The sequence below is a fragment of the Microbacterium sp. B35-30 genome, from assembly GCF_010634855.1.
Lineage (GTDB): Bacteria > Actinomycetota > Actinomycetes > Actinomycetales > Microbacteriaceae > Microbacterium.
Genome location: NZ_MWLQ01000030.1, coordinates 59,001 through 69,637, shown reverse-complemented (window position 1 = coordinate 69,637; position 10,637 = coordinate 59,001). Strand labels below are relative to the sequence as shown.

The 10,637-nt window shown below is 69.7% G+C and carries 8 protein-coding genes; 4 read left to right on the top strand and 4 right to left on the bottom strand.

All coding sequences use genetic code 11. The annotated features are described in order from the left end of the window. The 3 genes from B2K11_RS16400 to B2K11_RS16390 all read left to right on the top strand — a co-directional run. Window positions 1–2,333, top strand: a 2,333-nt coding sequence (locus tag B2K11_RS16400; RefSeq protein WP_163619799.1) for a rhamnogalacturonan lyase, incomplete at its 5' end; no start/stop codon positions are given. A gap of 380 nt (window positions 2,334–2,713) precedes the next feature. Then, a complete protein-coding gene (locus tag B2K11_RS16395; protein ID WP_163619797.1) occupies window positions 2,714–3,445 on the top strand; it encodes a glutamine amidotransferase in 732 nt (243 codons plus the stop codon). Window positions 3,446–3,525: 80 nt separating this feature from the next. Next, window positions 3,526–3,948: a hypothetical protein gene (locus B2K11_RS16390; RefSeq protein ID WP_163619795.1), complete on the top strand. Its 423-nt coding sequence runs from the start codon at window positions 3,526–3,528 to the stop codon at window positions 3,946–3,948. Between the two features lie 39 nt (window positions 3,949–3,987). Here B2K11_RS16390 and B2K11_RS16385 read toward each other — a convergent pair whose 3' ends face one another. After that, entirely contained in the window at window positions 3,988–4,755 is a 768-nt protein-coding gene (locus B2K11_RS16385) for an NAD(P)H-hydrate epimerase (RefSeq protein WP_239526165.1), read from the bottom strand. Next, window positions 4,752–5,849 carry a YihY/virulence factor BrkB family protein gene (locus B2K11_RS16380; protein ID WP_163619793.1) on the bottom strand — a complete coding sequence of 366 codons (1,098 nt, stop codon included), beginning with the start codon at window positions 5,847–5,849 and terminating at the stop codon, window positions 4,752–4,754. The genes B2K11_RS16385 and B2K11_RS16380 overlap by 4 nt, the downstream gene beginning before the upstream one ends. An 87-nt stretch (window positions 5,850–5,936) precedes the next feature. Here B2K11_RS16380 and B2K11_RS16375 point away from each other — a divergent pair, with 87 nt between their 5' ends. Continuing rightward, window positions 5,937–7,604 (top strand): ATPase, T2SS/T4P/T4SS family, encoded by a 1,668-nt coding sequence (locus B2K11_RS16375; RefSeq protein ID WP_163619791.1) that lies wholly within the window; start codon window positions 5,937–5,939, stop codon window positions 7,602–7,604. 460 nt (window positions 7,605–8,064) lie between these two features. Here the strand turns inward: B2K11_RS16375 and B2K11_RS16370 are convergent, their stop codons facing one another. Next, window positions 8,065–9,303 (bottom strand): type II secretion system F family protein, encoded by a 1,239-nt coding sequence (locus B2K11_RS16370; RefSeq protein ID WP_163619789.1) that lies wholly within the window; start codon window positions 9,301–9,303, stop codon window positions 8,065–8,067. Window position 9,304: 1 nt separating this feature from the next. Next, window positions 9,305–10,633, bottom strand: coding sequence for a type IV pilus twitching motility protein PilT (locus B2K11_RS16365; RefSeq protein ID WP_275576771.1), 1,329 nt, complete (start codon window positions 10,631–10,633; stop codon window positions 9,305–9,307). Window positions 10,634–10,637 lie beyond the last annotated feature (4 nt).

The window sequence follows — 10,637 nt, the reverse complement described above, 5'->3', positions numbered from 1 at the left end:
CCGAGGCGGGGCCGGCGACCGAGACCGGCGTGAGCGGCCCGTCGTTCGCGGTGTTCCGCGACGGGGAGCGCATCGCCACGGTCGACGACAGCACGAACTATGCGGATCCGGCCGGGTCTGCAGCATCCATCTACACGGTCGCCCCGGCGTGGCACGACGTGACGGGCGAGCAGTCCGCTCCCGCGTCGGTGTGGGGCGACGGGTTCTATGACCTGCCGCTGCAGAAGCCCGCCGACGGCGTCACCCCCGCGGGCGAGGCGTTCACGTACTCGGCGAACGACGCATCGGTGGCCGACGTCGACGGCGACGGCGCGTACGAGTTCGTCGTGAAGTGGGATCCGTCGAACTCGAAGGACGTGTCGCAGAAGGGGTACACCGGCGCGGTGTACGTCGACACGTACGAGCTCGACGGCACGCTGCTCAACCGCATCGATCTAGGTGTCAACATCCGGGCCGGCGCGCACTACACGCAGTTCATGGTCTACGACTTCGACGGCGACGGCCGGTCCGAGACGATGCTCAAGACGGCGCCGGGCACGACCTCGACCCGCTACAACGCCGACGGCACGGCTCAGGCGCCGGTGAACATCACGATGCTCGCCGAGGACCTCGCCGCCGGGTACGAACCCACCGACGACTACCGCATGAGCGCCGCGGACTACCGCCGGCACCTCATCGAGGTGTTCGAAGGGTGGTCGGAGCATCCCGAAGTCGTCGCCGGCAACTGGCCCGCGACGCTCGAGGAGGCGTTCGGCATCCCGGTCGCGCACGAGTACCCGCTCTCGGAGGCGTCGGCCACCGAGCTCGTGGACTACTTCATCACCACCTACGCTCCGTCGCGGAGCGCCCGCAACGACCTCACGACCTTCGAGGGGTTCATCGTCGACGGCCCCGAGTACCTCACGGTGTTCGACTCGGCGACCGGCGAAGAGCTCGAAACCGTCCGCTACGAGCCGGGCCGCGACGACGACGGACTGCTGTGGGGCGACTACGCGATGGCGCGCATCGAGCCCGGCAACCGCGTCGACCGCTTCCTCGCCGGGGTCGCCTATCTCGACGGCACGCACCCGTCGGCGATCTTCGCCCGCGGCTACTACACGCGCTCGACGATCGCGGCGTACGACTGGGACGGTGAGCACCTCAGCACCCGCTGGTTCGTCGACAGCGGCCACGTGCCGATAACGAACCCGTTCAACGACGGCCCGCACGGCCGTGACGGCACCGACCCGGTGTACGGCAAGATCACCACGCAGGGCTTCCACTCGCTGAGCGCTGCCGACGTCGACGGCGACGGCAAGCACGAGATCGTGTACGGCGCGGCGACCATCGACGACGACGGCGGGCTGCTGTACAGCTCGTTCGACACGCTGCCCGCCGGCAGCGCCGCCCCCGGTGAGAACGTGCGCCTCGGCCACGGCGATGCGATGCACGTGACCGACATCGACCCGAATCGTCCCGGTCTCGAGATCTGGACCGCGCACGAGGGCGGCACGTTCGCTCCCTACGGCTCGGCGATGAGGGATGCCGCCACCGGCGAGGTGCTGTTCGGCGCGTACTCGGGCCGCGACACGGGTCGCAGCATGATCGGCGACGTGCGCCCCGACGTCGCGGGGATCGAAGCCTGGGCAAGCATGCCGGGCGGCACCGAGGCCTCGGGCCTGCTGAGCGCGACCGGAGACATCCTCGGCTCGACGATCCCGGGCACGAACCAGTCGATCCGCTGGGCCGCCGACCTCACGACGCAGATCGTCAACGGCAGCGGCGACCAGAACGTCACGATCGACGACTGGACGCGCGGCCGCCTGCTCACCGCCGACGGCACCCGCACGAACAACGGCACGAAGGGCAATCCGTCACTCGTCGCCGACGTGCTCGGCGACTGGCGTGAGGAGCTGCTCGTGCGCACCGCCGACTCGAGCGCGCTGCGCATCTTCACGAGCACCGAGGTGACGACGCACAAGCTGCCGACGCTCATGCACGATGTGCAGTACCGTGCCGAGGCCGCCCGCCAGAACACCACCTACAACCAGCCGTCGTACACGAGCTACTACCTGGCCAGCGACATGGAGTTCGCGAACGTGCCGGTTCGCACGACCGCGGCGACCCCGCGCGAGCCGAAGTTCGTGAACCCGAGCGGCTCGGCATCCGACCATGTGGTGGTCGCGCCCGACCCGTCGTTCGACTACTACGTCAACGGCGTGAAGGCCGAGAAGCCGCTCGTCAAGGTCCCCGCCGGGTCGGAGGTGCGCGTGACGGCGGTACCGAAGGCCGGCTTCGCGGTCGCCGCAGGTGCGGTGTCGACCTGGACGCACGCGTTCAGCGCCGGCGACTGACACAACGGCGAACGGATGCCCCGGCCCGGCGCACTGCGCCGGGCCGGGGCATCCGTCTTCCCGCTTCCCCCGGTCGTTGAGCGAGCGAGGAACGAGCGAGACGAAACGCCCGCACCCGGCGCACCACGTCGGCCCGGCGCGTTTCGACTCGGTCGCTGGCGCTCCCTCGCTCAACGACCGCGGGTGAGGGACCGGTCGTTGAGCGAGCGAGGAACGAGCGAGACGAAACGCCCGCACCCGGCGCACCACGTCAGCCCGGCGCGTTTCGACTCGGTCGCTGGCGCTCCCTCGCTCAACGACCGAAACCTTTATCCCGGTCGTTGAGCGAGCGAGGAACCCGCGCGACGAAACGCCCGGCCCCGCGCACGTAGGCTGGTGCGGTGAAGCCGTTCGTCCTCCTCGCGACCCGGGGCGAGGACGTGCCCGCCGACGAGGAGTACGCGCTCTTCCTGCGGTACACCGGCCTCGCGCCCGACGAGCTCGTGCGGGTGCGGCTCGAGGCGGAGCCGATGCCGCGTTTCGACCTCGACGAGCTGTCGGGCATCTTCGTGGGCGGCGGGCCGTTCAACGCGTCGGACCCACCCGAGAAGAAGTCGGCGGTGCAGCGGCGCGTCGAGGCCGAGTTCGCAGCTCTGCTCGACGAGGTCGTCGCGCACGACTTCCCGTTCCTGGGCGCCTGCTACGGCATCGGCACGCTCGGCGCCCACCAGGGCGCGGTGATCGATCGTCGCTACGGCGAGGCGATCAGCGTGGTGCCCGTGACGGCAACCTCGGCTGGGGCATCCGATCCCCTGCTCGAAGGCATGCCGGCGACCTTCGAGGCCTTCGTCGGACACAAAGAGGCGATCTCGCAGCTGCCCGCCTCGGCGACGCTGCTGGCCTCATCGCCCGGGTGCCCGGTGCAGATGTTCCGGGTCGGCGAGAACGTGTACGCGACGCAGTTTCACCCCGAGCTCGACGTCGAGGGGATCACGACGCGCATCCACGCCTACGCCGGTCACGGCTATTTCGCCGCCCACGAGCTCGAGCTCACCCTCGCCGCGGTGCGGCGGGCAGCGGTCTCCCACCCCAGCCGCATGCTGCGGACCTTCGTCACGCGCTACGCCCGCTGAGCCGAGCCCTTCGCAGGGCCGCCCCCGCGGTGGTACGCTCCGGGCACCGGCTGCCTCCGCCGCCCGAAACGAGGTGTGTCATGGGTTCGAAGAAGCTACTCCTCGCGGGTGCCGCGATCGCCGTCGTGGCTGCGGCCGCGATCGTCGTGCCGAGCGTCGCCGCCGGCGCACCACTTCCCCAGGTCTTCCCGGGGTCCACCGAGGTCGCGCCCGACGACGGACCTGGCAACGGGCGGGGCAACGCGTTCGGGCACGACAAGGACTCCCCCGACTTCCCCGGCAACAAGGGCAACGAAGACCAAGGCAACGGCCGGGGCAACGGCAACGGCAACGCCTTCGGGCACGACAAGGACTCCCCCGACCTCCCGGGCAACCGCGACGCGAAGGACGACAAGGCCGCCGACGGACCCGGGAACAACGGCCGCGGCAACGCCTTCGGCCATGACAAGGACTCCCCCGACTTCCCCGGCAACAACGGCGGCGGCGAGGACGAGGGCGAGTAGCACCCCTGAGGTCGGGCGCCGGGTCTCGGGCGCCGACTCTCAGTCCGCCGGCGCCGCCACGACTCGGGATACCGTCGCCTCGCCGACCGGTTCAGCGGCCGCCAACGCCGTGCCGAGCCCGATGTCGACCAGCAGGATGTCTCCCGCGTATTCGGGCCCGCACCCGCGGACGAGTCCGGCCTTGACGGCGCCGAACGTGACGGTGACGGATGCCGGGAGCACGACGTCGTCCGCGGCGCCGGTGTCGGGGTGCAGGCCGCTCGGGATGTCGACGGCCACGACCCGCGGCATCCGCCCGCCGCTCTGCTCAATGGAGAGCAGCGCCGTCACCGCCTCCCGCGCGGTGCCGCGCAAAGCAGGTTCGCGCGAGGCTCCGATGCCCAGGATGCCGTCGACAACGAGGGCGTAGTGGCGCCCGACGTCGGCGATCTCGGTGACATCCACCCGACGCACACCCGCGCCGACGGCAGCCGCCAGGGCCGCCTCGTGGAAGCGGTCGGAGACGAGCAGCACGTCGACGTCGGCAACGTCGGTCACCTGGACGGCGGCGTAGAGTGCGTCGCCGCCGTTGTCGCCGCTGCCGACGAGGATCAGCACCCGGGGGCGCGGATCGCCGGGGTCGTCCGAGGCCACCGGTTCCAGCGCGCCCGTCGTCGTCGGGTCGGTCTGCGGCGTCGCCAGCTCATCGCGGATGACACCCGCGAGGGCGGCGGCGGCGCGCTGCATGAGGGGCACGCCCTCGTCGAGCAGGGGGCGTTCGGCAGCGCGGATCTGCTCGGCGGTAAAGGTCGGCGCGCGCTCCGTCACGACCGCCCCTCTCCGGCCGTGCCCGCGTTCGACTTCGACCGTCCCGCCTTCTCGTCCTCCGCCTTCTCCTCCGCTGCCTTCTCCTCCGCCGCCTTCTGCCGCGCGGCGCGTTCCTTGTCGGCGTCGGCACGAGCGTGCTCGAGCTCTTCGGTGGCGACCCGCACGGCATCCTCCGCCTGCCGCACCCGCCGCAGCACGAACGTCGGCGAGCCGAACCGCTCGCGGACGCGATCGACATGCTCGCGCTCGCTGACGATGATCCAGGTCGACGCCAGCAGGATCACCTGGGCCGACAGGTTCAGCCAGAGCAGCAGCGCGATGAGGCTGGCGAAGGTGGCGAGGAGCGGGTTCGAGCCGGCGCCGGCGACGAAGAGTCCCGACAGCTGCTGGAGGACGGTGAGTCCGACAGCGCCGAAGAACGCCCCCGACCACAGCGCGCGGGGACGCGCGCGCACGCCGCTCAAGCTGACGAACGCGAGGGCGACGACGGCCATGTCGAGCACGAAGACGACGAGGATCGAGACGCCGCGGGTGGCGAGTTCCGCGAAGCCGTCCTGCGTGATCCCCGCCCAGTCGAGCACCGCGCCGACGAACGAGGTGCCGACGAACGTCGCTCCCGCCGAGAGCACGAAGCCGCCGCCGATGGCGATGGCGAGCAGCAGGTTGCGCAGCAGCACCCAGACGAAGAAGACGTCGTCGTGCACCCGGTCGGCGAGGGTCCGGATCGCGACGCGGAGGGATCCGATCGCACCGATCGCGGCTCCGAGCAAGGCGACGAGGGCGATGATCCCAGCGACGGTCAGCCCTGCCGGCGCCTCGATGTCGGAAACGTCGACGAGCCCGCCCTCACCGACGAGGCCCGGGATCGCGGCATCCACCGCCTCCACCAGCGACTGCCATGCCGCGGGGTTGTCCCGCAGCCAGACCGCGGCGAACGAGAAGCCGAGGAGCACCCCTGCGAACACCGAGAACAGGGAGCGGTAGGTGATGCTGTCCGACAGCATGGGACCGCGGCGTTCGGCGTAGTGCAGCCACATCCGCACCAGTCGCAGGGACAAGGCCCAGGCCGTCAGCCTCGCGATCAGGTCCGCCATGGCGCCACCCTATCGAGTGCGCCGAGCCACCCCGCCCAGGCTTGACGCGCGGCACATAGTATGTCCAGTGGGGATTGGGGAATTGCCGTGAGAGGTCTTGCACAGACGCTCGTGCTCACCGGAGCCGTACGAGCCGCCGATGTGTCCGCCGCGATGGCGGAGGTGGGTGATGGACCGGAGCTGCAGCGCGCACTCGTGAACGCGAGGCTCGTGACCGAGGCGCAGCTCGCCGAGGCGATCGCCCTGCACACCGGGCACCGCTACGTCGACCTCGCGAACATGCCGCTCGACCCGAACGTGGTCGGGCTGGTACCCGGCAATCTGTGCCGCAAGTACGGTCTCATTCCCGTCGACCTCCGCGGCGAACGACTCACCGTGGGTGTGCTCGACCCGACCGACATCGTCGCCCTCGACGACGTGGCCAGCATCACCGATCTCTTCGTCGAACCGGTCGTCGTCGCGGAGGACGCGCTGACGCAGATGTTCGAGCGGTTCCTGCGCTCGGACGAGGAGCTCAGCGAGCTCTCGACGTCGATCGAGGAGTCGAGCGAGGCGAACCAGACCGCCTTCACCGAGAGCCTCGAAGAGCAGGACGACACCGCACCGATCGTCCGCTTCGTGAACCTGCTCATCGCGCAGGCGATCAACGACCGTGCGAGCGACATCCACGTCGAGCCGGGCGAGAAGCAGCTCACTGTGCGGTTCCGCATCGACGGCGTGCTGCACGAGATGCAGAAGGCCGACCGGGCGATCCAGGACGGCATCATCTCGCGCCTGAAGATCATGTCGTCGATCGACATCGCCGAGAAGCGCAAGCCGCAGGACGGCCGCCTCTCGGTCACGCACGAGAACCGCACCGTCGACCTCCGCGTGGCGACGCTTCCCACCGTGTGGGGCGAGAAGATCGTCATGCGCATCCTCGACAACACCGGTCAGACCATGGGGATGCGTGACCTGCTGTTCTCGCCCACCAACGAGAAGCGGTTCCGCGAGGCGATCACGAAGCCTCACGGCATGATCCTCGCCACCGGCCCCACCGGTTCGGGCAAGTCGACGACGCTGTATACGGCGCTCCGTTCGATCGCGAACCCGAAGATCAACGTCATCACCGTCGAAGACCCGGTCGAGTACCGCATCGGCGGCATCAACCAGGTACAGGTGAACAACCGCGCCGGCCTGACGTTCGCGACGGCGCTGCGGTCGATCCTCCGCTCCGACCCCGACGTGGTGCTCGTGGGCGAGATCCGCGACTTCGAGACCGCGAACATCTCAATCGAAGCCGCGTTGACGGGTCACCTCGTGCTGTCGACTCTCCACACCAACGACGCACCCTCAGCCCTGACGCGATTGACCGAGATCGGCTGCGAGCCGTTCCTCGTCGCCACCGCCCTGTCGGCCGTGATCGCCCAGCGCCTCTCGCGCCGCCTGTGCATGCGGTGCCGTGAGCCGCTCGTCGAGACGAGCGAAGTGCTGACCGCTCTGGGCTTTCCGCACGACCCGGCCGATCCCCCGCAGCTGTACCAGGCGGTGGGATGCCCCGCCTGCTCCAGCACCGGATACCGCGGGCGCGTCGCACTCCACGAGATCATGACGCTGTCCGACGAGATCGAGACGCTCGTCGTGACCCGCGCGACGGGGAGCGAGATCCGCCAGGTCGCCCTGGAGCAGGGCATGGTGTCACTGCGACAGGACGGCTGGTCGAAGGTCACGCAGGGCCTCACGACGATCGAAGAGGTGCTCCGCGTCACCGTGTGACCCGGAGCCCCGCCCTGCCCCCGGTCGTTGAGCGAGCGAGGAACGAGCGAGACGAAACGCACGCACCCGGCGCACACGAGCGGCTCGACGCGTTTCGTCTCGGTCGCTGGCGCTCCCTCGCTCAACGACCGAAACCCGCGACCCCGCCCCCCGGTCGTTGAGCGAGCGAGGAACGAGCGAGACGAAAACGCCCGCACCCGGCGCACACGAGCTGCTCGACGCGTTTCGTCTCGGTCGCTGGCGCTCCCTCGCTCAACGACCGGTGCTCGACGCCGCCCCCGGTCGTTGAGCGAGCGAGGAACGAGCGAGACGAAAACGCCCGCACCCGGCGCACACGAGCGGCTCGACGCGTTTCGTCTCGGTCGCTGGCGCTCCCTCGCTCAACGACCGGTGCTCGACGCCGCCCCCGGTCGTTGAGCGAGCGAGGAACGAGCGAGACGAAACGCCCTGAGCCCGCCCGCTACCCCTGCTGGGCGAGCTCGCCGTACAGGGTGAAGATCGGCAGGTACAGCGAGATCACCATGCCGCCGATCACGATGCCGAGCCCGACGATCAGGATCGGCTCGATGGTCGACGAGAGCTGGGCCGTGGCCGTCTCGACCTCGTCCTCGTAGAAGTCGGCGATCGACGACAGCATGTCGACGAGCGTGCCCGACTCCTCACCGACCGAGACCATCTGCGGGACCATCGCCGGGAACACCTCCGCCTTGGCGAGGGGCGCCGCGAACGAGCGCCCCTGGCGGATCGACTCCTGCACGTCGCGCACGGCCTCTTCGATCTTCCAGTTGTTCGACGCCTGGCCGACGATCGAGAGCGCCTGGATGATCGGCACACCCGCGTTGAGCATCATCGACAGGTTGCGGGCGAACCGCGCGACCGCGATTTTGGTGGTGAGCTTGCCGAAGACCGGCATCTTCAGCTTGATCGGGTCGACGACCTTCCGGTACTGCAGCGTGTGGCGATTGGTGCGCCACCAGATCACCGCGACGATCACGACGAGCACGAGGGCGGGCAGCATCCACCACATGTTGTTCGAGATCGTGACGAGGATCTGCGTCGGAAGCGGCAGCGACGACCCCAGACCCTTGAACATGCCCTCGAAGATCGGCACGACGAACGTCACCATCACTAGCACGCCCAGGATCGCGATGACCAGCACGATGGCCGGGTAGGTGACGGCGGCGCGGATCTTGTTCTGCAGCTCGGCGTCGCGCTGGTAGTTGTCGGCGATCGAGCCGAGCGCGCTGCCGAGGAAGCCGCCGGCCTCACCCACCTTCACGATGCTGAGCATCAGCGGCGGGAAGGTTTGCGGATGCCGCGCGAGCGCCGCCGAGAAGGACGAGCCCGATTCGACATCGGCCTGCACCTGCACGAGCGCGGGCTGCAGGCGCTTGTCGTCGGTCTGCTCGATGAGGATCGCCAGCGTGCGCATGAGCGGCAGGCCGGCGTTGATGAGGCCGGCCATCTGGCGCGTGAACACGGCGAGCGTGCGCGCCGAGACGGTCTTGGTCGCTCCCGGCAGCTTGATGTCGCGATTGAGCCCGGTGTTGGACTTCAGCGTGACCTCGAGGGGGGTGAGCCCCTGCGCCTTGAGTTTGCCGGTGACGGCGGACTCGCTGGCCGCCTCGATCGTGCCCTTCACGACGGACCCGCCGCGCGGGTCGACCGCTCGGTAGACGAACTCCTGGACGACAGCCATGTCAGGCCCCCTTCTCGGGCGCGGGCAGACCCAGCTCGGCCCACGAGTCGGCATCGTTCAGATACGTGTCGTCGCCCCCAGTGGTCCAGTCAACGTCGCGTGCGGTCGGGTCAACGCGGCCGCCCACCGTCGGCGAGCCGAACCGCGAGCCCATGCCGATGCCCGTTCCGGCCGCGGCATTGGCGGGGACGGATGCCGCGGCATCCGCCTGCCGCCATTCGCCGGCGTGGTGCGCCCACTCCTCCGCGTCGAGGTCGCGCGGCTTGACGTAGACGCCGTCGAGGCTCTTGGGGTCGACCGCGAAGTCCATCGCGACGTTGCGGGCGATCGTGCCCGCGGCGACGAGGCGCCGGAGGTCCTGGTCGAGCGTGTGCATGCCGACCTCCGAGCCGGCCTGCATGGCCGAGTAGATCTGCGCGACCTGACCCTCGCGGATCATGTTCGCGACCGCCGGGGTGTTGATGAGCACCTCGGTGGCGATCGTGCGGCCGTTGGTCTGGGCGAGGGGCAGCAGGGTCTGGCTGACGATGCCCTGCAGCGTGTCTCCCAGCTGTGTGCGGATCTGGTGCTGCTGATCGGCGGGGAACACGTCGATGATGCGGTTGATGCTCTTCGCGGCGCCCTGCGTGTGCAGGGTCGAGAGCACCAGGTGGCCGGTCTCGGCCGCCGAGAGGGCGGTCGAGATCGACTCGGGGTCGCGCAGCTCGCCGATGAGGATCACGTCGGGGTCCTGTCGCAGCACGCGACGCAGCGCTTCGGCGAACGAGTTCGTGTCACGGCCGACCTCGCGCTGGTGGATCAGCGCGCGCTTGGACTGGTGGTGGAACTCGATCGGGTCTTCGATCGTGATGATGTGCGCCGCGACCAGCTGGTTGACGATGTCGACCATCGCCGTGAGTGTCGTCGACTTGCCGGATCCGGTCGGGCCCGTCAGCAGCACGAGCCCGCGCGGGCGCAGCGCGAGGTCGCGCGCGATCGGCGGGGCGCCGAGTTCCTCGAGCGTGTACACCCGGTCGGGGATGTAGCGCAGCGCGATCGCGATCGACCCGAGCTGGCGATACACGTTCGTGCGGAAGCGTCCGATGCCCGCCGTGGCGTGGGCGAGGTCGACCTCGCCGTGCTCGAGGAACTCCTGGCGCTGACCGTCGCCCATGAGCTCGAACGCCGTGCGCTCCACCCACTCCTCCGACAGCGCGTCGGGGTATCCGGGCACGGGCACAAGGTCGCCGTCGACGCGCAGCAGGGGCGGCGCGCCAGCGGTGATGTGCACGTCCGACGCGCGGTGGCGCGCGCCGCGTGCAAGGAGCGTCTCGAAGTCGAGCTCTTCCATGGCC

Bases quoted from the DNA above. Each gene is read 5' to 3' on its own strand.
- B2K11_RS16390 (WP_163619795.1), top strand. From the start codon at position 3,526: ATGGGTTCGAAGAAGCTACTCCTCGCGGGTGCCGCGATCGCCGTCGTG.
- B2K11_RS16380 (WP_163619793.1), bottom strand. From the start codon at position 5,849: ATGGCGGACCTGATCGCGAGGCTGACGGCCTGGGCCTTGTCCCTGCGA.
- B2K11_RS16370 (WP_163619789.1), bottom strand. From the start codon at position 9,303: ATGGCTGTCGTCCAGGAGTTCGTCTACCGAGCGGTCGACCCGCGCGGC.
- B2K11_RS16365 (WP_275576771.1), bottom strand. From the start codon at position 10,633: ATGGAAGAGCTCGACTTCGAGACGCTCCTTGCACGCGGCGCGCGCCAC.